Origin of the sequence: Mesorhizobium sp. B2-5-13, assembly GCF_006440535.1 — a bacterium.
In the GTDB taxonomy this organism is placed as follows: domain Bacteria; phylum Pseudomonadota; class Alphaproteobacteria; order Rhizobiales; family Rhizobiaceae; genus Mesorhizobium; species Mesorhizobium salmacidum.
In genome coordinates, this window is record NZ_VFUI01000037.1 from 1 (window position 1) to 24,717 (window position 24,717).

The window sequence follows — 24,717 nt, forward strand, 5'->3', positions numbered from 1 at the left end:
TCCGCTTCACCGCCATCGCAAATCCCTCCGAGCAATAATCGAAGTGAATCACAATGCCAGAATTGCGCAACAGGCCCTCTTGGGGGGAGACCGAACTTCACGGCGGCCTTCGCGAATATCGGACGTTGAAAGAATAGCGCGGCAGGCGAAATTGCCGATCTCCCCACTAGAGGGGGAGATGTCCGGCAGGACAGAGGGGGGCGCCGTAGGGCGCTACGTTTGCACCATTCGCGATTTTTCACTTGGTCTCAATCGTCAATCGCCGGCGTCAGTTCCAGCTCGGCCGGCGACAGCCCCTGCTGCAACTGGCTCAAGCGGAATTCGTCGACCCAGTAGGCCTCGCCGTCGACCAGCACGCGCGCACTGTAGGTGCCATCGGAGAAACGCTGCGCGGTAATGTAGACCTTGTGGCGGTCGAGCGCCTTGCGCACCGCGGCGCGCTTGGAGTTCTGGCTGTTCACGGCAGTGGACATGCGCTTCGCCCTCGGTCGCCTGACACGGAACCCGGCCGCTCTTGGCGGCTCGGCGACTGCCCCCAAGGATGGCGGAGACGCGCGGCCCTGTCAATTTCGCGGGCGTCCTTCAGGTCTTCAACCGCCGCAAACGGCGCATCACGCCCTGTACGGCCTTGTAAAGTCCCGGCTTGGTGCGCACGAAAGCCTCGGCCCGCCTGCGGAACTCGATGACGGCATTGGCCACGCTGCCCCGCATCGTGAACCCATGGCAGAGTTCGACCAATTCCGAGCCCTTTGCGCCCATATGTTCCTTGTAGCCCTGGTTGCCGACGGACAGGTCGAAATACCCAAAGCCCTGTTCGCGCCCCCAGCCGATTAACCTGCCCATGATTGTAAGCCCTGGTGAGACATTGGGCGCGACGCTCTGGTCCATCGCTATCAGGAGAGCGTGAACGGTCCCTTGATGAACCAGCAGATATTGAACCGCGATCAGCGCCTCGCCGACGCGCAGCCCGAAAAGCCGCACGGAACCATCCGACAGGCCCTGAATGGCCGCGCTCCGGTAGAAATCGACGATCTTCTCCTGCGTCAGCAAGTCGAAGCGACCAAGCTCGCGAAAGCGATCGAGCCGCATCCGCACCAATTCGCCGAAGATACGCTCAACCTCGGCCGGCGCGTCGGCCTCGATCAGTTCCACGCTGCCAAGCCGTTCGAGGCGACGCCAGTCCTTGCCGAATTCCTTGACGAAGGATGGCCTGCAATGACGCTTGAGGACTGTTTCCGGGTCGCCGTCGATGGCGAGGCCGAAGGCGGTCTGGATGGAATCGCGCGTGTCCGGGAGCAAGGCCAGCGGATTGGCGACGCCGTGGATCTGTCGCGGAATTCCCACAATGTGGACGCGGTCCGACGGCGGCAGCGCCGAGCGGACCGCCGCCCACGCAGCCTGCGCGGATTGCCTGGTCCACGGGGTGGCATCGGCCAGCAGCGGCGCCGCGTAGTCGCAGACGCCACCGCTCAACCATTCGACCACCCAATGGTGGAACGCCCTACGCCGCATCAGCGGCACCAGCATTCTGGGTTCGCCGGTCGCGGCGTCGCCCACCTCCACGATGAGGAGTTCCGCGCTTTCCGGCAACAGCCGCGCCACGATCCCTTCTGCCCAGGCGAAATTCTGGTGGCCGGTGCACATGCCATCCGCCTGGAGGCGCAGCCAGAGCGGCCTGACCGCTTCCAGGCTGGTATGCAGTTTCGCCGTATAGGTGCCGTTCGCCGCGATCGCGGCGGGATGCCGAACCTGCCCGCCGGGAAAGTCCGTCACCGCAGCAATTTGCACTGCCTGGCCTGACACATCTCTCTCCTATCGTCTTGCCGCGGCGAACGAAACCGCCCGCCGCCACGAGCCCAGCCGGCTGTCGTGCTGCTGGTCCGGGTGTTCGATGTTCCACATTCGGTGATGCACGAAGTACCATGATGCCACGAGCACGAAGATCTCGGAGACCGCGGAACCCGCCAGCGACCAGGGCGGAGACGCGACCGCCAGCAGGATCGCGATCAACGCCAGTCCGACAATGGCGCCGCCCAAGGTGATGAACGCCACGATGCGGAAGTCACCCAGTATCTCAAGCACGATGCGGGGCATGATGTAGAGCATGATCGGGACGAAATTCGCGATCACGAAAAGCCCGATGAATCCCACCGAGGCATCCTGGAGAGCCTGGGATTTTATCATCGGCAAGACAAACATGATGGCGCATCCATAGGCCACCGCGCCGAGCCCCATGACGACAGCCCACAGCTTTGCCTGCGCCCAGACACGGCGCGTTTCGTTGCTGCGCATCAGCTTGGCCAGTTCCGGCTGCGTCATGTTCACGAAGGCGAGGCTGATGATGCGCAGCGGCGCGAACAGCACGAGCACCGCCGCCAGCGGCGCATAGGCGGCCGGTCCGGCAATGCCCGCGACCAGCAGCGCCAGGCATTGGCCCTGGATGTTGGCGGTGGTGGCGCTGAAAGCCGACCAGCAGAGCTGCGACCAGAGCTTTGCATAGCGCCGCCGCGTCGGCATGCGGAAGCTGATGCGCATCGTGCGGCGCGCCAGCCGAACCAGGACGAAGATGCCAAACAGGTTGGCCGCCCCAAGTGCATAGAACACGCTCTGCAGCGCATCCCTGGCCAGCCAGATCGCAAGGCCGGCCATGATGGTGCCGGCGATCGTGAAGGCAGCATCGCTGATGGAGACGATCACCTGCTGGCGGCGTGCGAAGAAGGCCGTGCGCATGTGGCTGCGCAGCGACCATGCGCCGACGAACCAGCCGGCGGCAATTCCGCTGGGATCGCCCAAAAGACGCATCACGATCGCCGTGCCGATGGCCATCAGCAACGCAACGACCAGCGCCGCCGTCCCGAAGGCCACGTCATAGGCATTGACGCCGGCGCTGTTGGTGCTCTTGCTCATCCATATCGAGGCGGGAACGGCGGTGAGCGACCTGATGTAGGACAGGCCGACGCCGCCCATCACCATGCCGATGGCGAAGAGACCGTAGCCTTGCGCCGACAGCATGTGCAGCAGCGCGATGTTGAGGGCAAAGTGGAAGCCGCTCTGCATCGCCTCGCCGCCGATCATCAGCACGAGGCGCCGCACCAGATGGCCAGGCAGTTTCACGGCCGTGTCTCCGCCTGCCGGGCGGTTGCTGTCCGGCCCGGCTTGGCGATGGCTGCCTTCAGCTTGTCCGCGGCTATTGCCGCAATCGCTGCCGCCGCGACCGGCTCGCTGAAGACCGCCTCGTAGCGCGCCCGCCCGGCGGCGACAAAGGAGCGCCATGCCTCCGGCCGCAGGATGATTTCCTCGAGTTTGCCGGCAAGGGCGGCGGCATCGCCGGGCGGAACATGCCAGCCGGTTTCGCCGTCGGCGACCACTTCGACCAGCCCGCCGATCGCCGACACCAGCGGCGGCCGGCCATAGGCCATCGCCTCGATGGCGACACGGCCGAGCGATTCGGGACGCCGCGACGGCACGGTGACGATATCGGCCCAGCGATAATGCTCGGACGGGTCGGGGATGAAGGGCAGCACGCTGACGCGTCCGGTGAGTCCCATGCTCCCGACCAGTTCGGCGAGCGCGCGTTCGCGTTCGACGCTTTCGAAGGCCCCGCCGACCAGCCGCACCTCGATCCTCGACTTGAGTTCCGCCGGCAGCGAGGCGATCGCCTCCAAAAGCACTTCCTGGCCCTTGATCCTGTTGATGCGGCCAAGCAGCAGCACCTTGAGCGGGCGCTTGCCGTCATAGGTCGTCGCTTCGGCCGCGGCCGGGCCGGCGACGCCGTTATAGATCACATGGGAGCGCGCGGATCTGGGCTCGCCGAACGCGGCGCGGGTGGCGCGCGAGTTGAAGATGAGATCGGCATGGCTCCAGTGCATCAGGCCGACAAGGATCCTGCGCATGGCGCCTTCGGGAATTTCGTGGACGTGCAGCACGGCCTTGTGCGGCAGAAGGCGCGCGGCCAGCGCGTAGTCGGCCACGATCGAGGTGTTGACATAGGTGAGATCGCAATCCCTGAGCCGCCGCCAGGCCCTCAGCACCGCGACCGGCAGCCGCGCCATCTCGATCGTGGCAAGGCGCGCAATGGCCTGGCGCCTCAGCACCCAGAGCGGCTCGAAGACGATCCGGGTCGCATGCGGTTCGAGAATCCGTACGATCGGTCCGCCGCGCGGCAGCACCACTTCGATGTCGGCTGACGGAAACGCGGCGCGCAGCGCGGCCACGCTCTCCGCGAAGCTGCGGTCGGAACCATAGAGTTCATAGCCCTGATGGACGCATGCAATCCGCATATTCCCATGCATCTTTCTGCCAGGGGTAGTTTGATGATCCCGCCACCTGACGGATCAGGCGACTGGAAATTTCAAGCCCAACACCCCTTTGGACTTCACTTATAGCCGGCATGGTGACGAGCGGATGTGGAACCCCGATCACCATGCCAATGCTGCACGTCCTCCGCCGATGTGGCGCACAGAAGTCCACGAGCAAGGATCATGCCGGCCCTGACTTGACCGTCTGCTGGTCGCCAGGTCGCGGCATTGCCTTGTTTCGATACACATACGCCGCGATAGTTGACCGATAGTGAAACAACTCCGGCCGCTGGAAGAAATATTTTACATCCCAGGGCCATAATGGGCGGAACTGAGTCTGGCATGGATATCGCTGGACTGTGGTTTCCAGACGAGACGGCCCGCGCATTGCGGAGCGAGCGGATTTGAAAGCGCCACCAGCCATGAAACCGGAAACGCCCACCATCCTGATCCTCGGGACGCGCGGCATTCCCGCTGCCCATGGCGGCTTTGAAACATTCGCCGAGAAGGTGGCGCTGTTTCTTGCCGGGCGCGGCTGGAAGGTCGGCGTCTACTGCCAGGATGAAGTCGAGCGGGTCGACCAGAGGGTGCGCGTCGACACCTGGAAAGGCATCGAGCTCATCCATGTCCAGGTCGCCTCGAAGGGCCCGCGCGCGACGCTGGAATTCGACTGGCAATGCGTGCTCGACGCTGCCCGTCGGCCCGGTGTCTGCCTGGTGCTCGGCTATAATGGCGCGGTCTTCCTGACCTGGCTGAGGCTGATGCGGCGCAAGATCATCACCAACATGGACGGCATCGAGTGGCGCCGGCCCAAATGGGGTGTGGCGGCGCGCACATGGTTCTGGCTCAACGAGTGGATCGGCGCCTGGGCCTCGCACCGTCTGGTCGCCGACCACCCCGTGATCGCGGAACACCTAGCGACGCGCCGGCCGCGCAGCGCCATAGCCACCATCACCTATGGCGCCGACCCCGTGACATCGGCACCGGCGGCGCCGGTGCGCGCGCTCGGCCTCGAGCCCGGCAAATATCTGATCTCGATCGCGCGCATCGAGCCCGACAACAACATCCTGCCCATCGTCGAGGCCTTCTGCAGCCAGAAGCGCGACATGAAGCTGGTGGTTCTGGGCACGCTTTCCGATCAGATCCCTTATCATGTCGCCGTTCGCAAGGCGGCGAACGCCTCGGTGGTGCTGCCCGGCGCCATCTACGATCAGGCAGCGGTGAAGGCGCTGCGTTTTCACGCGCGCGCCTATTTGCATGGCCACACTGTCGGCGGCACCAACCCGTCGCTGGTCGAGGCGCTGGCCGCCGGCAACATGGTGATCGCCCACGACAACCCCTACAACCGATGGACCGCGGATGCGGCCGCCATCTATTTCACCGACGCGCGGAGCTGCGCTGAGCGGATGCGGCAGGCGATGGAGGATGACGCCCTGGTCAGGACCTGTGGCGAGGCCGCGAGGGCCCGCGCCAACGAAGCCTTTCGCTGGGACGACGTCCTGCTTGCCTATGAAAGCGAAGCCTATCGGCTTCTGGGCGTGCCCGCCGCTGCGGCCATGCCGGTCGATCGCCCCTCGCCCGGCGCCGTATGACGGGTTGGTCGCGACGGCGGCTGCTGGGGACCGCGCTGTCGACGGCGCTGGTGCCCGCCACCGCGGCACTTTCGACCGCATCGCCCGCGCCGGCCGCCACTGGCGAATGGCGCTTTCGCCGCGGCGTCAATGCCTGGCCCTGGTTCGCGCTGACACGCGAATTTCCGGCGCCGCGCACCGATTATGACTGGCCGCCCTTCCAGTCGCAGCGGCCGGTGCCGACACCGGACGACCTTCGCCGGCTGCGTCAGACCGGGCTCGATTTCATCCGCCTGCCCGTCGATCCCGGCCCGTTCCTGGCCGCCGACGCCGCCACGCGTGCAAAATTGCTGACGATGCTGGACGATGCCGTGGCGGCCGTCATCGATGCCGGTCTGGGCATCATCGTCAACGTGCAGGCCAACGGCGCCACCCATTACTGGACTCCCGACCGCATGGTCTCCAGCACCGCCGCGCCGGAATTCGAAGCCTATCGCGCGCTGGTCGGCACGCTTGCCGGCAGGCTGCAGCGGTTCGCACAGGGCATGGTGGCGCTGGAACCCGTCAACGAGCCGCCGCAATCCTGCTCCTCCAATGTCTGGTCGAAGGTTCAGGCGGCCCTTTTGACGGCGGCCAGGGCATCATCCCCGACCTTGCCGCTTGTCGTCACCGGCGGCTGCGGCTCGATGGTGAGCGGGCTCGCCGCGCTCGATCCGGAACCGCTGGCGGCCTTCGAGCCGATCCTCTTCACCTTCCATTTCTACGAACCCTATCTGTTCAGCCATCAGGGCGCGCCCTGGATGCGCGAGCCCGTCTACCGCGCGCTCAACAACGTGCCATGGCCGGCCTCCGCCGGCTCGTTGGAACAGACGCTGGCCTCTGTCAGGGCGCGTATGGCTTACGACGCCGAGACCTCCGAAGCGGACAAGCAGGCCGCCTATGCCGAGACCGAACGCGTGCTGAGGGTCTATTTCGACGCCAGGCCCGACCGCTGGTTCATCGACAGATATCTGAGCCAGGCGCGCGATTGGGCCGACAGCCACGGCATCGCGCCGCAGCGCGTCATCATGGGCGAATTCGGCGCGCTGCGCACCGACGCCCGCTACGTCGCCGCCCCGAACCCCGACCGCGCCCGCTACATATCAGATGTCAGGCAGAGCGCCGAGGCATCAGGCTTTCCCTGGGCCTTCTGGGACCTCTTCGACGGCATGGGCATGATGGACGACACGACGCGGGCGCTCGACCCTGCGATGGTGGATGCGCTGGGGCTGAGGATGCCGGAGTAGAGAGAGCGCTACGCTCGCGGCGCTTGCGCCGGGCGTCGTACCCCCACCCTCACCGGCCGGTACAGCGCCAGCGCGATCACCACGAACTTGGTCATCAGCGTCGTCTTGGACGCCAGGCTTTCGGAGGTGTTGAGCAGGATCAGCCAGCCCAGCATCGTCAACCAGATGCCGGGATGGCAGCGGCGCGCCACTTCGTGCATGAACAGTGCGAAGCCCAGAAACAACAGCAGGGTGAAGAAGGCGCCCTGATAGAGGAGCAGGCGGATGATCGGGTTCTCGATGCCCTGTTCGAGGCCGTTGATGCGGCGCAGGTTTTCGATGAGATCGATATCGGGCCCGATGATCAGGTCGCGCAGTTCGAAATGCTTGAAGAGCTCGAACATTTCGACGCGGGCATTGGCGCTGCCGCTGTCCGACACGAAGCGTTCCAGCAGCGCGTCGAAGAAGCCGTAGGAGAACAGCATGGCGAGCACGAGTGGCAGCAGCGAGGCGAGCATGACCGCAAGGGCGGCACCCGGCAGGCTGATGCGTCCTCGCCGCAGATAAGCGACGCCGCTGAAAAGCAGATAGATGCCGCCGAGCGCGATCGTCGTCACCATCGCCGAGCGCCCGCCGAACACGACCAGCGCCGCGCATTGCAGGCCGATCAGCCCTAGCCGCGGCAGCATGGACAGCGATCGCGAACCCGAAAGCAGCGCTAGCACGTATATCGCGGTGATCGTGGCGTTGGACAGCGGATGCCCCTGAAGCGCCGTCGAGCGCAGGTCGCTCATGAACACCACGCCGTCGAGCCGGTAGGGAAAGACCAGCGTCTTGGTGGCGAACTCGAACAGCGCCAGCAGCGCGTTCACCGTCATCACCGCGTGCACCACCGTTTGCATGCGGGCGAATATCTTTTCATCGGTCTCGGCCAGCATCATCACCAGCAGCGCCGGCGCCACGAACGTGTCGATCATGCCGGCCATGCCGGGGCGCTGCCTGATGATGACGATGACCAGCAGCATGATCGACATGACGGCCAGCAGCGCGCTCGCCGGCCGCCTGTCGGCGATGGCCAGCGTGTAGCCGACCGGGTTGCCGAACGTGCAGGCGCGCCAGGCAAACATCAGCACGAGCAGATAGGTGGAAGGGTGGATCTTGGTCGCCGGATTGCCGGTCAGCCCGTCGTAATTGTAGCCCACCAGCCACAGCATGCCGCCCGAGATGCTGAACAGCAACGCCACCACCGCAACCAGGCCATAGCCGGTCACCCAGTCGAGTGAATTGCCGGTGCGGCGCGCGGTCGCTGCATGACCCTGGCTGGCCCAGCCGGCTGCCGGAGTGGCGGACCGGGCGGCACCCCGAATGGCAGACATGTCAGGCCGCCTCGTCGACCAGCAAGGCGCCGGTCGGCAACCGCCCCATGACGGAAATGGCTTGCGAGGCCGCCGTGACATCGCGCATCGGCGTCGCGTTCAGCGTGGCGACAAGCACGATCTCGTCGACCATGGCGACCAGCGGCGAGGCGTTGAGATTGTCGGCCAGCGCGCCGCCGTCGACGATGACGAGTTCGAAATTGCGGCTCGCCTGGGCCAGCATGTGCTGCGTGTAATAGACGCCCTGCGCCTCGGAGAAGGCAGCCTTTGGCCGCCCCTTGCCGAGAACCGCGACGTTGCTGCCGGGCACGTAGTGGCTCAGCGCCTCGAAGGCATATTCGCCGCGCAGCACGTCGAGCAGGCCGGGCTGCGGTTCCTTGTGGCCCTTGCCGGCATTGGTGTCGATGAACAGGACACGGCTGCCCCTGGCAGCCGCAGCGTTGGCCAGCAGGCGCGCCACCCGGCCCCGTTGCGCTGCGTCTTCCGGTGCCGACGTCAGCAGGATGGACGGCACCAGCGGCCAGTCCGGCGGACGCCGGCTGGAGGAGAACAGGCGCCTCAACGCCAGGCCGGCGACGGCGTCCATCTTCTGTCCGGCCTGCGCGGGGGCGCCGCCGAAAGGCCACCAGCGGCGGCGCGCCGATTTTGCCGGCAGCACGCCCACCACGGGCGCGTCGATCGCCGATTGCATCTGCGCGCTGGAAAGCACCGTCGGCGATGAATATTCCGCGATCAGCGCCATGCCGGTGCCGAGCCCCAGCCCGCCGAAGAACGCGCCGAATACCAGCAGCAACAGCGGCGGCCAGCTCTTCTTCAGGGCCGGCATGGCGTCGGAGATGATGCGCGCATTGGTGCTGTCGACATTGACCTGTTCGCGCGTTTCCTGCGCCCGCTGCAGGTAGGTGGCGTAGACCGAGCGCACCGCCTCGAGATCGCGCTGCAGTTCGCGCAGCTTGACCGAGGCCTGGTCGGTGTCGAGCGACTTGCTCTTCATGCCCGCGACCTTGGCCTCCAGCGCCTGCTGGTTGGCCAGTGCCCGCTCATAGTCGGTTTCGGCGGCAGCGCCGATGCGGACGAGTTCGCGCGCGATGAGCGCGCGCGTGTCGCGCAATTGCTGCTGGGCCGCCATCATCGAGGGATGGCGCGGCCCGAGTTCCGTGCCGAGCTGCGAGACCTGGTCGACAAGCGTCGCCTCCTGTGCCCGCAGGCTCGAAATCACCGCCGATCGCATCGCTTCCGAGGTCGCGTCCGGTGCGCCGCCGGACCGGCGCAACTGGTCGACCTGCGCCTTCAGCGTCGCGGTGCGGCTCTGGGCGGCCGCTAGCTGCGTGTTGATCTCGGTCAGTTCCTGGTCGCTGACCAGATTGCCCGCGGCCATCACCATGTTGTTGGCGGACTTGTAGGCCTCGACCGCATTCTCGGCCCGCTGGACGCGCTTGCGCTGCTCTTCCAGCCGCGCGGTGATCGAGTCGGAAGCGTCCGTGGCCATCTTCGCGCGCGCCGCGGCCTGGTCGGCCAGGTAGGCCTGCGCGATGGCATTGGCGAGCTTCGCCGCCTTGTCGGCGCTCTTGGCGGTGACGATCACGTCGAGGACCAGCACCTTGTCGGCCCGCTTGACCGCCAGCCGCCGGCGCAGTGCATCGAGCGTCGTCCCCGTCTTGTCCGTTTCCCCCGTCTTGTCCGTCTCGGTCGACTCCGAGCCTAGGACGCCGCCGAGCAAACGGCTCAACAACCCACCTTGTCCGTTGAATTCCGGATCCTCGGTCAGGTTGGTCGCCGCGATAGCCCTGAGCAGCACGCCGCTCGACTGGACGACGGAAACCTGGCTTTCCACCATGGTGATGCCGCCATCGGGCGGAACCCTGCTCGGATTGACGTCGTTGGTGACCACCTGCAGGTCTTGCGGATCGACGATGATCTCCGCCACCGAGCTGTAGAGCGCCGGCGTGAACAGTCCATAGAGCAGCGCTGCAAGGGTCAGCAGTGCGGCTGTGGCGAGGATCAGGAAACGGCGGCGCACCAATATACGCTTCAGGTCACCCAGCTCGACGGACGAGGACGGATACGACGCGGCCGGAGGTGGCTCCGGCGCATATTGCATCGCCTGCGGAGCTTGTTGTTGCGGCAACGAGAGCAGGGATGATTGCAAAGGTCGCTCCGACAACACTCCATATGCCTCAAAAGACTAAATTGCGGCTTCAGCCTAGCTATTACTCCAACTGTTAAAACACTATTAATTATGTTGGGAGCTCTTCTGATTTTTGGCACGGAGTTTGCGTAGCAAAGGCGCGGGCCGTGTTGACAGGGCGCAAGCGAGCGGGAAACGAATGGAAATGGAGCAACATCTCCCTCCAGTCCGACCGTCGCCCACCTATCGTGCCCAAAAGTCGAACACCGGCCGTTACGAAACATCAGAATTCTAGGGGTGCGACATGCAGGTCAGCCTGCGCCTGGACAGCGACTGCCTCCGTGCTTTTCACCTGCTGCTGCTGCAGCGCCTGGCCGCGCTCGCCGATGTCGAGGTCAGCGTCGACGCACGCCCGGCCGGGAGCGGCATTCCAGGCAGCATAGCCGCGCTGTTCCAGCTTGAAACGGTCATCCACGGCTTGCCCGCGGATGGGTTGGCCAAGCGCCTGCCGCTGTCGGCGCTGGCACCCTTCCAAACGCGGACGCCCGTCTCGCTGGACCTCGTGCTCGACCTCTGCGGCGACGTGCAAGTGGAGGGAACACGCGTCTGGCGTGTGACCTATGACGGCGCCGGCGGCGAAGCCGCCCTGCTGGCGTCGATCCTCGATGGCCGGACCCCGCTGGCCCGCGTCGAGGAGAATGGTGCCGTCGTCGCGGAAGGACGCCTGGGCACCGAATATGGCGGCATCGCGCTTGCCGCCTTCCAGGACATGCTGGCGCGCACGGCAAGCCTAATCCTGGCGGCGGTGACGGGTGCCGCACGCGGCGCCCTGCCCGTCCTGCCCGAGCCGATGGACGGTAGGGGTGCGCCGTCGCTGCCCTCGGCCGGCAAGCTCGGCGTCAGGGCGGGCAAGGCGCTGGCGCGGCGCGTCGTCCAGAAGATCTACCATCTCTGCTACAATGCTCCGCACTGGAAGGTCGGCTGGCGCGAGACCGGAGGGCGGGATCTGTTCGACCTGCGCGCGCATCCGGCATCGGGTTGGCAAGAGCTGCCCGACGACGGCAGCCGCTTCTACGCCGATCCGTTCCCGATCCTTTACCAGGGACAGGTAACCCTGTTCGTCGAGGACTATATCCACCATCTGGGCCGAGCCATCATCTCCGCCGTGCCGTTCGGCCCGTCAGGGCCGATCGGCCGTCCGGAGCCGGTGCTCGACCTGCCCTACCACCTGTCCTACCCGTTCGTCTTCGAGCGTGACGGCCAGGTCTGGATGGTGCCGGAAAGCTGCGCCAACCGCACGGTGGATCTCTACCGCGCCACCGCCTTCCCCGGCGGATGGGTCAAGGAAGCGACGCTGCTGTCCGATATCGTCGCCAGCGACGCCACCTTGGTCGAGCATGGCGGCTCGTGGTGGATGTTTGCCACCGTCCGGGACGGTGAAGGCACCGCCCGGGACGGAGGCGGCGCTTTCTCCGACGCGCTGCATCTGTGGTCGGCGCCGGACTTTCGCGGCCCCTGGACGCCGCATCCCAAGAATCCGGTGCTGATCGATATCGCCTCGGCGCGGCCGGCCGGACGCATGGTGGAGCGCGGGGGCCAGTTGCTGCGCCCGGTGCAGGACTGCCGCAGGAGCTACGGCGGCGCCCTTGGCATCGCACGCGTCACTCACCTTGATTTGAACGGCATGGACCAGCGTGTCGAGACGATCTTAACCTCTGGCGCGCTATGGAGCGGGCGCAAGCTGCACACGCTCAACGAGGCAGGCGGCCTGGAGTTCATCGATGGCTCGGCGATCGCGCCGCGCTGGAAACAGAAGAGGCAACCGTAGTTAACCTAAACATTTGCTACTACCAGCCACCCGCGCTGGTTGCTTGAGGTTGATACGGCCCGGAAGATATTTTCCACTACACTTTGTGGAGAGACAAAAGGTGACTGGCATGAAGGGCAGCGAGATGACCACCGTCGAGGCTGTCCCGGCCGAAGTCGACGTGGCGATCGTTGGCGCCGGAATGGCCGGCACCACGCTCGCCACCGCCTTGGGAAAAGCCGGCCGCAAGGTGGCGCTGATCGACCCGCACCGGATCCATCACGACGAGTTCCGGGCCGAGAAAATCGGTACCGACCAGATACGGCTGTTCGAGAAGCTCGGCCTAGACAAAACGATCATGCATCTCGTCACACCGTTTGACGACATTCACGTCTTCCGCCTCGGCCAGCTGTTCGCGCGTGAGCGCAGGCCGGAATACGCATTTTCCTATGGCGCGCTGATCAACGGGCTTCGTGACGCCCTTCCCCCGCAAGTGCCGCTAACGGTCGGCAAGGTCGTCGAGGTCTCGACCGGACCCGACCGGCAGCGCCTGGTGCTGAGCGACGGCAGCGTCATCATTGCCCGCCTGCTGGTGGTCGCCACCGGCTACGGCGAAGCGGTGCGGCGCGCCATCGGCGTCGAACGCATCGAGCAATCGAAAGCCCATTCGCTGTCGATGGGTTTCGACCTCGCCGTCTCACAGCTCGACTGCGGCTTTCGGGCCGTCACCTGCTACGGCAGGCGGGCCAGCGACCGCGTAGCCTACGTCACCATCTTCCCTCTCGGCGACAAGATGCGGGCCAACATGTTCGTCTATCGCACCGTGGCCGATCAATGGACGAGGGATTTCCGGGCCGATCCGCAAAAGATGCTCTGCGAGCTGATGCCCGAAATATCCGCGCAATGCGGCAACTTCGCTGTCGCAAGTCCCGTCGAGGTCCGGCAGGTCAATCTGACCACGACGCAAGGCCACCGTCGCGACGGGGTCGTCTTCATTGGCGACGCGTTCTGTACGACATGCCCGACGCCGGGCGTCGGCATAGGGCGGGTCATGATCGACGTCGATCAGCTCCATTCCGTCCACATTCCACGCTGGCTGGAAACACCAGGCATGGCGGCTGACAAGATCGGCACCTTCTATGACGATCCGGTCAAGGTAGCTTCCGACGAGGCAGGCATGCGTGTGAGCGTATATGCCAAGCGGATCACCACCGAAACCGGACTGGAATGGCGCGCGCGGCGCCTGCGCAACAACATGGCACGCCGGCTGCTGATCATCGGCCGCAAGATGCGCCATTTGGGACTGCGGCGGGAGCCGGGCATGGCGTGAGGGGCCTCCCGCCCTCTATCGTCAGAAGGCGCTTCCCTGGTGCTGTCCCAAGGACAGCACCTCTACCCTGTCCCTCCCTTGCGGCGAAAGGGGAGCGCCGGAGCGCTTCCCCAGGGCAATCACATAGCGCTGAAAAAAGGCAAATCCAGTGCCGTTCAGCCGGAACCAGCGGCGCGCAGACAGGTTATGCCCGCAGGAGATCCTGTCATGGTCAAGAACATCGACCGAGCGTTGCAGGATGCCATTCTGGCGATGCGCATCCTTCGCAAATCCATCATTGATCATGGGCACATGGAAGCCATGGCCGAATTTGACGGCTTGATGAGCGTGACCATATCCGAGGCCGAGCGCCAACTCACCAGCTGGCAGACCGGTCATCGCGCCGAGCGATCAGGCCAGGCAAAATCCTGACGCGATCGCTCGCAGCCGGCATCCGGCGGAACCTTGCCGCACACGATTGGTTTTATGGAATGCGACATGCCGCCGGAGAACGAAGTGGCCCGATTGGTCGACAAGAAAAAGCTTGAGAGAGCGGATCGCGAGTCGCGGATCATCCTCGACGCCGAACGGCAGGCCCGCGACGCAAAGACAGCCCGCCTTCGCAAGCAGCGGCTGTCCGCCGAGCCAAGCGGCGAGGAACAGAAGCCCGCACCGCCGAAGCCGCGGGGGTGATGGCGTGCTTTTCCCAAAGCAAACGGCGCGACCGGTCGCGCCTTTGTTACGGCAAGCGAATGCCTTCAGGTCAGCGTTACCGAAACTACAACGGCGGCAGTGACGGCCGAAAGCCGTTCGCGTTTCCGCCAGCTCGGCTTCTCGTATTTCTTCATCAGCTATTCCCCCTTGTTGGACACCGCAGAGAAGACCGGCTTTGCCGCAATGTCAATCGTGCCGGGACGGCTCTCTGATTTTGAGCGAAACGCTCCTGCGCCGAGTAAATCGGTCTACCGTGCTTTTAAATCCGCTAGTCCGGGATAGATTTAGGACCGAGAAAGCGCCACAAGCCGTTTCGGGAGGAGCTTGCCATGTCAGAGACCGCCTTGCCGCTGGTCATCAGCGCGCCCGAGCCGCGCACGCTCGAGCTGATCTTCACGCCGCCGCAGCTGGCGCGGCTCAAGGCGCGTTACCGCATCGTCGAGACGACGCCGGACGGCGTGGCGCGACTGCCGGCCGAGGTGCTTGCCGAGGCCCGCTACATCGTCGGCCAACCGCCGATCTCGCCGGAGACGCTTGAAGCGATGAAGGCGCTGCGCTGCGTCTTCAATGTCGAGAGCAATCTCCTCGACAACATGCCGTATGAAACGCTGTTTTCGCGCGGCATCCATGTCGTCACGACGGGCCTGGTCTTCGCCGAGCCGGTGGCCGAACTCGGCCTGGCCATGGCGCTCAACCTTGCCCGCGGCATCGTCGATGCCGACCTCGCTTTCCGCCAGGGGCAGGAACTATGGGGGGGCGACGGCAACCAGACGGCGCGGCTGCTTTCGGGCGCCGATGTCGGCATCATCGGCTTCGGCGATCTCGGCCGCGCGCTCAACCGCCTGCTGTCGGGCTTCCGCACCCGCACGAAGGTGTTCGACCCCTGGCTGCCGCCGTCGATACTGAGGGAAAATGGCGTCGAGCCGGCCTCGCTGGACGAGGTGCTGTCGCAAAGCGACTTCGTTTTCGTCGTCGCCTCGGCGACCTCGGAGAACCAGGGCTTTCTGGGCGCCGATGCTTTCGCCAGCATGCGCAATGGCGCTGCCTTCATCCTGCTCAGCCGTGCCGGCGTGGTCGACTTCCCCGCCTTGATGACGGCGGTGAAGAGCGGCCATATCCTCGCCGCCAGCGACGTCTTCCCCGAAGAGCCGCTGGCGAGCGACCATCCCGTGCGCACGCTGCGCGGCTTCCTGCGCTCCGCCCACCGCGCCGGCGCCCTCGACATCGCCTTCAAGCGCATGGGTGACATGGTGCTGGAAGACATGGACCTGATCGATCGCGGCCTGCCGCCGCTGCGCTCCAAACGCGCCGAGCGCGAGACAGTGTCGAGGATGCGCTCGAAGCCGTCGGACAGGAACTGACGCATGTCGCCCAGGGGCTGACATGGTCGTCGGGACATTACACCCCGACCAAAGCGGGCGTCGCCGTTGCGCACGCCTGCGCTGTTCGGGCCGGTCCGTTCAATACTCCGCCGAGCTTCCCCCTCGTACCAAATCGTACGTTGAATCCCCTTTGAGATACCCCTTCGGAGGAGTAAATTAGTCCTGAGGGAGGTAGCGATGGTTGAAAGCCATATAGACATGGCGCAGGCAGCTATCGAAGCCAGCTTCCTGTTACGGCATCGTTCCATTGCTGGAAAAGCCGCCTTTCGCCGCGATTTGGACCATTCCCGGCGCGCGATCGCGCAATCACGCGAGCTTCTGGAACGGCTTCGCCGACGCCATCGCGATGACACCGCCCAAGCCTGGGAAGACGCGGCTCCCGTTGCCGTCTCCGCGTTCGATGCCGACATTCTCCGCGCTGTATTTCGAGATTTGGTCAGGGAAGCGAACCTGCCCGAGTGTCAATGGCGCGATCTGGCCAAAAAGCTGGTGTCCGAGTTTACCGGCTGCGAGCGGGTCGAGACCGGCTTGATAGAATGGCTCATTCACAAATAAGCCGACGTTTTCGAAGCGTGAGAAATTGTCGGCGGTCACGGGTACCTGCACCTTGTCTGAATCGAAAGCAGTCCAAGAGCTGAAGCTTGATGGACGAGATGCTGCGACCTGGTGCAGGGAAGATTAGACGATCCGCAAGGCCCGTTCCCCGGGGGTAAGCTTCCTGTTGTGATGGAACGATCGCGCCGCCGGCAGGTTTTGGAAATGGCCGGGCGGTGGGAAGCCCGGCGTACTCCAGAAGGCCCGTCACGAGTCGCGTCGGTGGCGGGCCTTTCCCTGTCGGCCCGCAAGCAGCGAACAAACGGATGGAGCATCCTGTTTTCGCCGGAAATGCTCTAGAGTGGGTTGCGGCCAATGAGAAATTGGCCGGGGTCAATCCTCATTGGCCGGACCAACAAGAGGGTCGCGATGCTCAACACGGTCGACTATGGCGGCAAGGAAGCCGATATCGTCCACGCGCTGGAGGAAGACATCATCTTCGGCCGGCTGGCGCCCGGCACGCGCCTGGTCGAGGACGTGCTTCTGGCCCGTTTCCCGGTCTCGCGCCACACCATCCGCCAGGCCCTCTACCAGTTGGAAAGGCTCGGCGTCGCCACGCGCGAGCGCAACAAGGGCGCCATGGTGCGCCGGCTCGCGCCCGAGGAGGTCCGCCAGATCTACGAGGTGCGCGAGATGCTGCAGCGCCAGGCCGCGCTGATGATCCGCCTGCCGGCGAGCGACGCGCTGATCGCGGAATTGACCGAGATCCACCACGTCTACAGCGCCCATGTCGACGCCGGCTATCTCAGAGGCATTCACGAGGCCAATGACCGTTTCCACCTCACCATGTTCTCGGCCTGCGGCAATGCCTATCTGGTGTCCTCGATCGAGCACTATATGCGCCTCAGCCTGCCGGTGCGGGCCAATTCGCTGGCCGACCGGGACAAGCTCGACATCTCGCGCCAGCACCACCTGATGATGATCGAGGCGCTGAAACGCAGCGACAATTGGGTGCTGGCGCAGCTCTGCGTCGACCATCTGCAGCCGAGCAAGGTTTTTTATCTCCAGGAGGTCGAAGCGGCGCCTGCGAGCTAGCGACGCCGGCTAGCGAACCGGACGTCATCGCAAGACTGGATCCTGCCGGCCCTCCCTATCTGACCTTCACGACCACCTTGCCCTTGGCACGCCCCGTTTCGACATAGGCCAAGGCCTCGTTGGTCTGGTCGAACGGAAAAGTCCGGTCCATGACGGGACGTATGACGCCGGTTTCGATGAGCGACGTGATCCGGCTCAGCTGGTCGCCCTGCGCCCACATGAACAGGAAGGAATAGTTCACACCGGCGCGTTTGGCCCTGCGGCGTATGCCGAGACTAAGCAGCCGCACCACCAGCTTCAGCACGACGTTGAGGCCTTGCTTCCTGGCGAACCCGGGATCCGGCGGACCTGAAATGGATATCAGCTTGCCGCCCGGCTTCAGCACGCGCAGCGATTTTTCGAGCGTCTTGGCATCTTGGCTGTTCACGACGACGTCGTAGCCCTGCAGGACCTTCTCGAAATCGTCCTTCCGATAGTCGACGACGACATCGGCGCCGAGACTTTTCACCAGGCCCATGTTCGCCGCGCTCGCCGTTGTCGCAACCGTCGCGCCGAGATGCTTCGCCAGTTGGATGGCAAACGTGCCCACCCCGCCGGAGCCGGCCTGGATAAAGACCTTCTGGCCTTTCCTCAGCCCTGCCCTTTCGACCAGCACCTGCCAGGCGGTCAGACCAACCAGGGGAATGGAAGCGGCCTCCTCCATGCTGAGGTTTTTTGGCTTCAGGGCCACGTCGGCCTCATCCATGGCGATGAATTCGGCGAATGTCCCGATCCGGCCGTCGCGCGGCCGTGCACAGACTTCGTCGCCGGCTTTGAACTTGCGGACCTTCGATCCGGCCCGCACGACAATGCCGGCCACGTCGTGGCCAAGGACGAAGGGCGGCCGATAAGGCACAATGAGTTTGAACTCCCCGTCCCGGAGTTTGGAATCCAGAAGGTTCACGCCGGCGGCGTGGACCTCGACCAGGACATCATTGTCCTTAATTTCGGGCATCGGCATCTCTGCGAGCCGCAAGGCGCTCTTCTTCGCATATTTGTCGGCGACAAAGGCTTTCATCATATTCGCTCTTTCACGATCGCGGTCTTTCCGGAATGCGCTTTCATTTTGATGCTCCAGAGCCCGTCAGGGCTAGCTTTCTTCCATGCGTTGAATTATGTTCGTAATATCAGGTTATGATCATAATGCAATAGAGTCTTGGGAAGGACAGGACATGCGGTACGAAAAGGGCCGGAAGGACGCATCGCGCAGCCGGATCATGGAGGTCGCCACACAGCGGTTCCGGGACGACGGCATCGCCGCCTCGGGACTGGCAAGCATCATGAGCGACGCCGGGCTGACCAACGGCGCCTTCTATCCGCACTTTCCCTCCAAGGCGGCACTGGTCCGGGAATGCATGGCGGCGGCGCTGGAGGGTCAGTCGGGTCAGATCGCGCAGGCGCTGGCCTCCGGCGGCCTGGCAACGGCCATAGACGCCTATCTGTCGGCGCAACACCGCGACAATCCGGGCACGGGCTGCGCTTCCGCCGCCCTGTTGCCGGAAATTGCGCGGGAGCAGCCGGAAACGCGACAACGCTACACCGAACGCTTGATGACTTTGGTGCGCCAAGTGTCGGCCGCTCTCCCGCCGCATACAAACGATCCGGAAGCGGTGGCATTCGGTGTCTTCGCGACGCTCATCGGCGCGCTTCAACTGGCCCGCGCGGTGGAGGGTGGGGACCTGTCGGATCGCATCCTGGCGGCCGGAGCGGATGCGGCACGGTCGATGGCGCAGCCGCGCGGGGACGCCGGGCAGGAGCCGGCAGAGACCGGCGTAACCATCGCCGCGAAAACAGAGAGGGAGCGCTGAAACTTTCCGCGAGCCGCCCTCGTTGCTGCGTGATCGCCTTCCGGGCGATGACAAGACCCTCCAATCAATGCCTCGCCGGCTCGCCGGCGGGGCTTTTTTTGCCGAGCCGAGACCGCCATGTCGAGGCCTCCGGAGCCATCCGCGAATCGCGAAGTTGTCCAGGCGGCCGCAAGCCTGGCCAGGCTTGCCGCGCTTGGCGGCCACGGAGCCCCGCTAGCGGGGTTATCTTTTTTGTGGCCGCCGACAGGTGCGGCAGGCACCGCCCAGCGGCAGGTGCTTTCGCCGCCACGGTACACCGCTCGAACCATCGATTCAGCGATTTATGGGAACAGGGCTGCGACCTCAGCGTTTATTAGACACACCTTGAAAGAGGAGGTTGTCATGAAAAAACTCTTGCTCGCTTCCGTGATCGCGGTTGCGTCGGCGGTGGCGGTGATGGCCCCGGCAAATGCCGCTAGCATCACGCTCGGCATCGGGAACGGCTATGATGACGATTATTACGTTCCCAGACATCGCGACTATTATGGGGATTATTACCGCGACTACTCCGACTATGGCCCCTATTACGGCCGTCACCACTACCGTTACAGCATGTACGATGACGGCTATCGGCCGCGTTATTACGGCATGCACACGCGGTATTTCATGCACAGTCGTCGCTGCCATACCGAGGTGGTGAAGCACTGGCGTCATCACCACCGGATCGTCGAAAGGGTACGTGTCTGCCGCTATTGACCGCTCAAAATTGATCTGGCCGGCATGCCGTCGGCCGGATCAATCATAGTCGTTGCAGAAGCATTCGGCGGTGTTGGACCACGCTAACGCCCCATCATCATCCCATAATGCACGGCCAGCAGGTCCAGCCCTACCTTCAGCAGCTTCGTCACCACGTCGCGTCCTTCGCCATTCTGCTCGGCCACGGTCTTCACCGGCTGTTCCAGGCACACGACCTTCTGCACGATCGCCGCCACGTCCCAATGCCCGAGCGCCCGTGTCGCGGCGGCATGCGCGCGGCCGGCGTTGAGCACGCTGTCGGCGATGCCGCCGCCGATGCGACCGCCGTCGACGCGCTCCGTCCAGCGCATCGGCTTGATATCAGCCCGCTGGCTGGACTGGAAATGCTCGCGGTAGCGCAGGCCGGCCTCGCGCTGCTGGCGCGACAGCGAGGTGATGCCCAGGAGCGGGTCGACATTGCGCACCCGTACGATGCCGCCGGTGGAAGTGTGGCCGTCATTCGACACCTCGTAGACGCGCCGCGCCTCGGCCGTGCCTGATGTCAGCCGCTTGCGGCCGAAGGCATCGTCCTTCAGCGCGAAATCATGGCCGACCTCGCGGCGGATACGCACCTGCTCGGCCTCGCCCTTCGGCAGTTTCGGCGCCTGCGGCCTGGCGGCTTTGGTTTTCTTGGGCATGGATGTGGCTCCTGTTGGGTCGGGTGTGTTCCCTTGGAAGGTCGCGATCCTTCGCGCCGACCTGTCGATCGAAACTCCTCATCGCTTCGCCAGCTTTGCAGCCGCCTCCACGCCGCGCCGCGCCAGCAGCTCCCGCATCAAGCGCCGCTCGCGCACTTCGATGCAGAGCTGCGCGCTCGAAGGGCAGAACTGCGCGTTGCCGCTCTTCACCTCGCCGCGCACGAAGCGCTGGATGGCGGCCTTGAGGTCGCCCAGCTCGGCATCGCTGACGGCCCCGAGATAGCCGCGCAGCTGCATCTCGACATCAGTCAGGGTGGATTGCGGGAAGCAGGAGAACATTGCCGCCAGCGCCTTCGTCGCCTGCTGCAGTTCGGCCGTGGTCATATCCGCGGATCTCCTTGATGATGGCGTTGGCGGCGTCGCTGTGGGTTTTCGGCCTGATCCAGCCCGGCGGTTTCTTGGGCCGGCCCGGGCCGCGCGATCCCGAAGCCGTCTCACGGCCCCCGATCGAAATCCCCGGTTTTTCGCGCGCCTCGCGCGCTGAAAAAGCGGGAGCTTTTTCCATCTGGTTTCTGGATTCTGGAGAATGCCGCATCAAAACATCGGCATTTGCCCCGGCATGCGCCTTTGTTTTCAAGGCGGTGGCGGCTCCGCCGCGCGCGCCGGCGGCCGCCCTCGCCTCGCTCTTGAGCCGCGCCTTGCTCAGCTCCTTCGTCAGCCTTTTGTGGCCGATCTCGCCGCTCTCGCGCTCGAAGAAGGCCAGCAGCTCGGCGCTGATCGCCCGCCATCGTTTCAACGGCAGCCGCGCCACGCGCGCCAGCCTGGCGTCATCGTCGGGCAAGCCGCCGCCGGCATTCCACATTGCCATCAGCAGCAGCATGTAGGCGCCGATCTGCTCGGTGGAGAGCTGCAGCGTGTCGCCGACGAAATCAGAGACGTAGAGCTGCATGAAGGGCCGTTCGCTCATGCCGCGCTCCACGCCGTGCTTCCAGCCGCGCTGATGGAACCAGCCGCCGGTCCGCACGTTATGACGCGTTCCTGCGAACGGGAGGACCGCCCATGACGGCTTTCATGCCGGTGACCCTGCGTTTTTGCGACAACAAGACCATGCTGGTCGGCTCGGTGGCCGATGCCGCAACGGCGCTTCGTCACCAATGGCCCGACAAGACCGCGCCGGCCTATCTCGAGGCAGCTCGGCTCATCCGGCTCGCGGTCGAGGGTACTTGCTGCCCGCGTCCCGCCTTTGAGGCCTTTCGAGAGGCGGCAAGGCAACAAGGCATATTGGTAGCCAAGCCAAGAAGCCGCGCGCATGAGTGGCTCGACGCCGCGGCGAGCCCCTGAGAGGGCGGCGATGCAACCGCTTGCCGGCCTTGTGCGTTTATGAGCGTCGGCTTGAATGCCTCGCCTGGACCGGAGGTGAACGCCGTGGGTACAATGAAAACCGGAGTACCGCTCAAAGTGTCCCTGGACGGACATGTCGAGGAGATCGAAAACGTCAGCGATGCCGCCGATTTCCTGCAGCGTTGGCCGATCGAGCGGCGGGGCCACGTCTATCGCAGCGCGCTCAACGCCTGCAGCGCGGCTATCGCGGCGCAGATCTCGCAGTCCGATGCGATAAAAGTGTTCACCGGCTTTGCTCGCGTTGCCGGCATCCTGGTTGCCGGCGGCGGCCCGGCGACGGTGCTGGAGCAACGAACGGTGCAGAGCCGCCTGCCCAAACAGGGCCGCCAGATACCGAAATAGCGGTGCGCCGCGATAGCTGTTCAAAGCAATTCTCCCAACATTTCGCGGCGATCGGGACCAAGCTTCAACCGGCTTCGCAAACACGGCGCTGGAAGCGCGCCTGATGATAGGTGCAGTAGCTTTTCATCGCCCTGGTGCGCATGCCGCAGCACAGCATGTCCTGGCCCGGCCTCCCGCCGGGCGCACCATTTTGAGGGTCTTCCTCCAGCGACAGGTCGAGCGGCGCTCGGCAGCGGCTGAACAAGCAGTCGATGAAGCGCATGGCCACGCCATGCGGCTGTCGGCCGATGGGACCACGTGGCGGTGCGGGTACCTTGAAACGGTAGGTTTCCCCATCGGCGATCAGCACGCCCGCCTCGCGTTGGAAAAGCCGTGGCCGGACAGGCGAAGGAGCCCGCTTCGGCCGCATGGCGGGTTTGGGCGGCTGCAGCGCGGCGCCGGCACGTTCGATTGTGGTTTCCGCCTTGGCGGCGCGGCGCGCTGTCTTGGCCGTCGCCATACGGGACGCCGGCAGGCCCTTGCCATTGGCAAAGCCGATCGCGCCCAGCATGACGTTGCGGTGGACGATGCCGATAATGGCGTTGCGCGATACGCGCGCGCCACGCTGTGCGCTGAACGCGGCCGCGATCCTCGATGCCGAAAGCCCGTCCTTCAGCCAGGCGGCAATCGCCTGCAATTCGCTGTCGCTGTAGCCTGCCATGTCCGTCTCCATTGCGCGGCCAGCGGCCGCCGCGCACGGCACCGTCAGGCAAGCGTCGGGTTCGCCCGCAGACGCGATGGGCGCTGCCGGGCTTGGTCTGGCCTGTCGGCCGCTGGGATTGCCGTGGAAGGGCTGCGTCAGCCCCGCCGGTCGGCCGGCGCGGCGAGGTGCGCAAACCGCGCCCGCGCCATGTCCCCGTCGGGGGCTGAGACCGCCCTGCCCGTCGTCGGCTCGTCAGGGATGACGGTGCCGTCCTGGGTGCGGATTAGGGAACAACCCGCGGTCGGGTCGAATGGGTCGAATGGCGGGCCGGAGCCGCGGGGAGCGGCGGCTCCGGCCGTTCCGGCCGCCAGTGACGGGCGGACCGGACGCGAGGCCGATGCACCAAGGCAATCGGCTTCGCGCTTCGCCCCGGCCGGGGAGGAGGCGGCCGGGGCGGAAGGGAAAGGGCAGCCCGGCAAGGCCGGGCTGGAGGCGCTGTCGACTCTGAGGGGATTGAGCTTTTGCATGAAGTGATATAAGCACAACTCAAAAATTGACACAAGTCATTCTTTCATGGACGAAAGCAGGGCTTGTTGGTCACATGAGGCCATGGTGAAAACGCAACTGTCGATCAGGGTCGGGGCCGCGATCCGCCAGGCACGCAAGCAGCGCGGCCTGGTCATGCGCCACATCGCCGAGCACAACGACACCGATGTCGCCGCCGTCGGCAACTGGGAAACCGGGCGCAACCTGCCCAAGACCGAGAACCTGTTGAAGACCGCCGCCTTCCTGCGTGTCGACCCCGTGGCGCTCGGCAAGGGCGAGGTCGTCTTCCTCGACGATGCCGGCCCGGTGGCGGACGCCGAGATCGTCACCGATGCCGCCCCCCTGCCGGCCGGAGCCATGGATATTCCGGTGCTCGGCGCCGCCGTCGGCGGCGATGATGGCGATTTCACCTTCAACGGCGAGCCTGCGGGATACGTCCAGCGTCCGCCAGGGATCCGCAACCTGCCGAAAGTGTTCGCGCTGCATGTGCTCTCGGATTCCATGGTGCCGCGCTACGAGCCCGGCGACATGATCTATTGCGGCGGCCGCGACGCGGTGCCGGGCGACCATGTGGTGATCGAGACCTTTCCGGAAGAGAACGAGAAGAACGGCAAGGCCTTCATCAAGAAACTGGTCCGGCGCACGGCGGGCGAGCTGGTGGTCGAACAATACAATCCGCCCAAGACGCTGACCTTCAACCGTTACGCCATCAAGCAAGTCTGGCGCGTCATCCCGCTGAAGGAACTGCTGGGGTATTGAGGCTCACTTCCTTTGCCCCCCTGTGCGGCGGGCGAGGCTCGTGACTCGCCCAGGGCGGCGGCTCGCGAAGCTAGGTCGCATGAGGGTTTTTCCCAGGAAAGCCGACGTCTCGCTCCGCTGGAACACCCCTCAACCATCTCGGCGCTACGCGCCGATCCACCTTCTCCCACAGGGAGGCCTTTGCACGGGAGCCGATATTTGGCGCACGTGATGCATGGGCGTTTTTTGAAAGGCGATCGGGCCGCCTTG

General features: G+C 64.9%; 25 protein-coding genes. 14 read left to right on the plus strand and 11 right to left on the minus strand.

Features of this window, described 5'->3' with window-relative positions:
• Positions 1 to 248 precede the first annotated feature (248 nt).
• From FJ434_RS28665 to FJ434_RS28680, 4 genes are all read right to left on the minus strand, one after another.
• Positions 249 to 473, minus strand: a complete 225-nt coding sequence (locus FJ434_RS28665) for a hypothetical protein (RefSeq protein ID WP_027144223.1) — start codon at positions 471 to 473, stop codon at positions 249 to 251.
• A gap of 109 nt (positions 474 to 582) precedes the next feature.
• A complete protein-coding gene (locus tag FJ434_RS28670; RefSeq protein WP_140752895.1) occupies positions 583 to 1,803 on the minus strand; it encodes a GNAT family N-acetyltransferase in 1,221 nt (406 codons plus the stop codon).
• Between the two features lie 9 nt (positions 1,804 to 1,812).
• A complete protein-coding gene (locus FJ434_RS28675) occupies positions 1,813 to 3,114 on the minus strand; it encodes a hypothetical protein (RefSeq protein ID WP_181166170.1) in 1,302 nt (433 codons plus the stop codon).
• Positions 3,111 to 4,280 (minus strand): glycosyltransferase family 4 protein, encoded by a 1,170-nt coding sequence (locus tag FJ434_RS28680; RefSeq protein WP_140752896.1) that lies wholly within the window; start codon positions 4,278 to 4,280, stop codon positions 3,111 to 3,113. Before FJ434_RS28680 ends, FJ434_RS28675 begins: the two co-directional genes overlap by 4 nt.
• A gap of 440 nt (positions 4,281 to 4,720) precedes the next feature.
• Here FJ434_RS28680 and FJ434_RS28685 point away from each other — a divergent pair, with 440 nt between their 5' ends.
• Together FJ434_RS28685 and FJ434_RS28690 are read left to right on the plus strand one after the other, a co-directional pair.
• Entirely contained in the window at positions 4,721 to 5,890 is a 1,170-nt protein-coding gene (locus FJ434_RS28685; protein WP_140752897.1) for a DUF1972 domain-containing protein, read from the plus strand.
• Positions 5,887 to 7,155, plus strand: a complete 1,269-nt coding sequence (locus FJ434_RS28690; RefSeq protein WP_140752898.1) for a cellulase family glycosylhydrolase — start codon at positions 5,887 to 5,889, stop codon at positions 7,153 to 7,155. Before FJ434_RS28685 ends, FJ434_RS28690 begins: the two co-directional genes overlap by 4 nt.
• Before the next feature lie 8 nt (positions 7,156 to 7,163).
• Here the strand turns inward: FJ434_RS28690 and FJ434_RS28695 are convergent, their stop codons facing one another.
• Complete coding sequence (locus FJ434_RS28695) at positions 7,164 to 8,510, minus strand: VpsF family polysaccharide biosynthesis protein (RefSeq protein ID WP_140752899.1); 1,347 nt, start codon at positions 8,508 to 8,510, stop codon at positions 7,164 to 7,166.
• A 1-nt stretch (position 8,511) separates the two neighbouring features.
• Positions 8,512 to 10,659, minus strand: coding sequence for a Wzz/FepE/Etk N-terminal domain-containing protein (locus FJ434_RS28700; RefSeq protein WP_246678427.1), 2,148 nt, complete (start codon positions 10,657 to 10,659; stop codon positions 8,512 to 8,514).
• Positions 10,660 to 10,942: 283 nt separating this feature from the next.
• Here FJ434_RS28700 and FJ434_RS28705 point away from each other — a divergent pair, with 283 nt between their 5' ends.
• From FJ434_RS28705 to FJ434_RS28735, 7 genes are all read left to right on the plus strand, one after another.
• Complete coding sequence (locus FJ434_RS28705; protein ID WP_140752900.1) at positions 10,943 to 12,466, plus strand: formyl transferase; 1,524 nt, start codon at positions 10,943 to 10,945, stop codon at positions 12,464 to 12,466.
• 109 nt (positions 12,467 to 12,575) lie between these two features.
• A complete protein-coding gene (locus FJ434_RS28710; protein ID WP_246678428.1) occupies positions 12,576 to 13,775 on the plus strand; it encodes an NAD(P)/FAD-dependent oxidoreductase in 1,200 nt (399 codons plus the stop codon).
• A 207-nt stretch (positions 13,776 to 13,982) separates the two neighbouring features.
• A complete protein-coding gene (locus FJ434_RS28715) occupies positions 13,983 to 14,186 on the plus strand; it encodes a hypothetical protein (RefSeq protein WP_140508552.1) in 204 nt (67 codons plus the stop codon).
• A 33-nt stretch (positions 14,187 to 14,219) separates the two neighbouring features.
• Positions 14,220 to 14,447, plus strand: coding sequence for a hypothetical protein (locus FJ434_RS28720; RefSeq protein WP_246672727.1), 228 nt, complete (start codon positions 14,220 to 14,222; stop codon positions 14,445 to 14,447).
• 350 nt (positions 14,448 to 14,797) lie between these two features.
• Positions 14,798 to 15,829 (plus strand): hydroxyacid dehydrogenase, encoded by a 1,032-nt coding sequence (locus tag FJ434_RS28725; protein ID WP_140752901.1) that lies wholly within the window; start codon positions 14,798 to 14,800, stop codon positions 15,827 to 15,829.
• Between the two features lie 198 nt (positions 15,830 to 16,027).
• Complete coding sequence (locus FJ434_RS28730) at positions 16,028 to 16,405, plus strand: hypothetical protein (protein ID WP_140752903.1); 378 nt, start codon at positions 16,028 to 16,030, stop codon at positions 16,403 to 16,405.
• Positions 16,406 to 16,813: 408 nt separating this feature from the next.
• Positions 16,814 to 17,479, plus strand: a complete 666-nt coding sequence (locus tag FJ434_RS28735) for a GntR family transcriptional regulator (RefSeq protein WP_140508538.1) — start codon at positions 16,814 to 16,816, stop codon at positions 17,477 to 17,479.
• Positions 17,480 to 17,534: 55 nt separating this feature from the next.
• On the opposite strand, the gene FJ434_RS28740 is transcribed toward FJ434_RS28735, so the two are convergent.
• Positions 17,535 to 18,536: an NADP-dependent oxidoreductase gene (locus FJ434_RS28740; RefSeq protein WP_140752923.1), complete on the minus strand. Its 1,002-nt coding sequence runs from the start codon at positions 18,534 to 18,536 to the stop codon at positions 17,535 to 17,537.
• A gap of 154 nt (positions 18,537 to 18,690) precedes the next feature.
• On the opposite strand from FJ434_RS28740, the gene FJ434_RS28745 reads away from it, so the two are divergent.
• Together FJ434_RS28745 and FJ434_RS28750 are read left to right on the plus strand one after the other, a co-directional pair.
• Positions 18,691 to 19,326, plus strand: a complete 636-nt coding sequence (locus FJ434_RS28745; protein ID WP_140752905.1) for a TetR/AcrR family transcriptional regulator — start codon at positions 18,691 to 18,693, stop codon at positions 19,324 to 19,326.
• A 381-nt stretch (positions 19,327 to 19,707) separates the two neighbouring features.
• Positions 19,708 to 20,061, plus strand: a complete 354-nt coding sequence (locus tag FJ434_RS28750) for a hypothetical protein (RefSeq protein WP_140752907.1) — start codon at positions 19,708 to 19,710, stop codon at positions 20,059 to 20,061.
• A gap of 83 nt (positions 20,062 to 20,144) precedes the next feature.
• Here FJ434_RS28750 and FJ434_RS28755 read toward each other — a convergent pair whose 3' ends face one another.
• The 3 genes from FJ434_RS28755 to FJ434_RS28765 form a co-directional block, all read right to left on the minus strand.
• Complete coding sequence (locus FJ434_RS28755; RefSeq protein ID WP_140752909.1) at positions 20,145 to 20,738, minus strand: DUF6456 domain-containing protein; 594 nt, start codon at positions 20,736 to 20,738, stop codon at positions 20,145 to 20,147.
• A gap of 78 nt (positions 20,739 to 20,816) precedes the next feature.
• Positions 20,817 to 21,122, minus strand: a complete 306-nt coding sequence (locus FJ434_RS28760; RefSeq protein ID WP_140713956.1) for a hypothetical protein — start codon at positions 21,120 to 21,122, stop codon at positions 20,817 to 20,819.
• Entirely contained in the window at positions 21,043 to 21,705 is a 663-nt protein-coding gene (locus FJ434_RS28765; protein ID WP_140752911.1) for a DUF1376 domain-containing protein, read from the minus strand. Before FJ434_RS28765 ends, FJ434_RS28760 begins: the two co-directional genes overlap by 80 nt.
• Positions 21,706 to 21,797: 92 nt before the next feature.
• Between FJ434_RS28765 and FJ434_RS28770 the strand changes: the two genes are divergently transcribed.
• Positions 21,798 to 22,079, plus strand: coding sequence for a DUF982 domain-containing protein (locus FJ434_RS28770; RefSeq protein WP_140508531.1), 282 nt, complete (start codon positions 21,798 to 21,800; stop codon positions 22,077 to 22,079).
• Between the two features lie 39 nt (positions 22,080 to 22,118).
• Complete coding sequence (locus FJ434_RS28775) at positions 22,119 to 22,481, plus strand: DUF982 domain-containing protein (RefSeq protein WP_140508530.1); 363 nt, start codon at positions 22,119 to 22,121, stop codon at positions 22,479 to 22,481.
• 64 nt (positions 22,482 to 22,545) lie between these two features.
• On the opposite strand, the gene FJ434_RS28780 is transcribed toward FJ434_RS28775, so the two are convergent.
• Positions 22,546 to 23,181 (minus strand): GcrA family cell cycle regulator, encoded by a 636-nt coding sequence (locus tag FJ434_RS28780; RefSeq protein WP_140752913.1) that lies wholly within the window; start codon positions 23,179 to 23,181, stop codon positions 22,546 to 22,548.
• 591 nt (positions 23,182 to 23,772) lie between these two features.
• Here FJ434_RS28780 and FJ434_RS28785 point away from each other — a divergent pair.
• Complete coding sequence (locus FJ434_RS28785; protein ID WP_181166171.1) at positions 23,773 to 24,468, plus strand: helix-turn-helix transcriptional regulator; 696 nt, start codon at positions 23,773 to 23,775, stop codon at positions 24,466 to 24,468.
• Positions 24,469 to 24,717 lie beyond the last annotated feature (249 nt).

What these genes read in the sequence shown, in the direction of transcription:
- FJ434_RS28695 (WP_140752899.1), bottom strand. Translation starts at nt 8,510, where the DNA reads ATGTCTGCCATTCGGGGTGCCGCCCGGTCCGCCACTCCGGCAGCCGGC.
- FJ434_RS28770 (WP_140508531.1), top strand. Translation starts at nt 21,798, where the DNA reads ATGACGGCTTTCATGCCGGTGACCCTGCGTTTTTGCGACAACAAGACC.
- FJ434_RS28705 (WP_140752900.1), top strand. Translation starts at nt 10,943, where the DNA reads ATGCAGGTCAGCCTGCGCCTGGACAGCGACTGCCTCCGTGCTTTTCAC.
- FJ434_RS28685 (WP_140752897.1), top strand. Translation starts at nt 4,721, where the DNA reads ATGAAACCGGAAACGCCCACCATCCTGATCCTCGGGACGCGCGGCATT.
- FJ434_RS28730 (WP_140752903.1), top strand. Translation starts at nt 16,028, where the DNA reads ATGGTTGAAAGCCATATAGACATGGCGCAGGCAGCTATCGAAGCCAGC.
- FJ434_RS28735 (WP_140508538.1), top strand. Translation starts at nt 16,814, where the DNA reads ATGCTCAACACGGTCGACTATGGCGGCAAGGAAGCCGATATCGTCCAC.
- FJ434_RS28755 (WP_140752909.1), bottom strand. Translation starts at nt 20,738, where the DNA reads ATGCCCAAGAAAACCAAAGCCGCCAGGCCGCAGGCGCCGAAACTGCCG.
- FJ434_RS28725 (WP_140752901.1), top strand. Translation starts at nt 14,798, where the DNA reads ATGTCAGAGACCGCCTTGCCGCTGGTCATCAGCGCGCCCGAGCCGCGC.
- FJ434_RS28760 (WP_140713956.1), bottom strand. Translation starts at nt 21,122, where the DNA reads ATGACCACGGCCGAACTGCAGCAGGCGACGAAGGCGCTGGCGGCAATG.
- FJ434_RS28750 (WP_140752907.1), top strand. Translation starts at nt 19,708, where the DNA reads ATGAAAAAACTCTTGCTCGCTTCCGTGATCGCGGTTGCGTCGGCGGTG.
- FJ434_RS28690 (WP_140752898.1), top strand. Translation starts at nt 5,887, where the DNA reads ATGACGGGTTGGTCGCGACGGCGGCTGCTGGGGACCGCGCTGTCGACG.
- FJ434_RS28710 (WP_246678428.1), top strand. Translation starts at nt 12,576, where the DNA reads ATGAAGGGCAGCGAGATGACCACCGTCGAGGCTGTCCCGGCCGAAGTC.
- FJ434_RS28765 (WP_140752911.1), bottom strand. Translation starts at nt 21,705, where the DNA reads ATGAGCGAACGGCCCTTCATGCAGCTCTACGTCTCTGATTTCGTCGGC.
- FJ434_RS28775 (WP_140508530.1), top strand. Translation starts at nt 22,119, where the DNA reads ATGAGCGTCGGCTTGAATGCCTCGCCTGGACCGGAGGTGAACGCCGTG.
- FJ434_RS28745 (WP_140752905.1), top strand. Translation starts at nt 18,691, where the DNA reads ATGCGGTACGAAAAGGGCCGGAAGGACGCATCGCGCAGCCGGATCATG.
- FJ434_RS28785 (WP_181166171.1), top strand. Translation starts at nt 23,773, where the DNA reads ATGGTGAAAACGCAACTGTCGATCAGGGTCGGGGCCGCGATCCGCCAG.
- FJ434_RS28780 (WP_140752913.1), bottom strand. Translation starts at nt 23,181, where the DNA reads ATGGCAGGCTACAGCGACAGCGAATTGCAGGCGATTGCCGCCTGGCTG.
- FJ434_RS28680 (WP_140752896.1), bottom strand. Translation starts at nt 4,280, where the DNA reads ATGCGGATTGCATGCGTCCATCAGGGCTATGAACTCTATGGTTCCGAC.
- FJ434_RS28715 (WP_140508552.1), top strand. Translation starts at nt 13,983, where the DNA reads ATGGTCAAGAACATCGACCGAGCGTTGCAGGATGCCATTCTGGCGATG.
- FJ434_RS28740 (WP_140752923.1), bottom strand. Translation starts at nt 18,536, where the DNA reads ATGAAAGCCTTTGTCGCCGACAAATATGCGAAGAAGAGCGCCTTGCGG.
- FJ434_RS28665 (WP_027144223.1), bottom strand. Translation starts at nt 473, where the DNA reads ATGTCCACTGCCGTGAACAGCCAGAACTCCAAGCGCGCCGCGGTGCGC.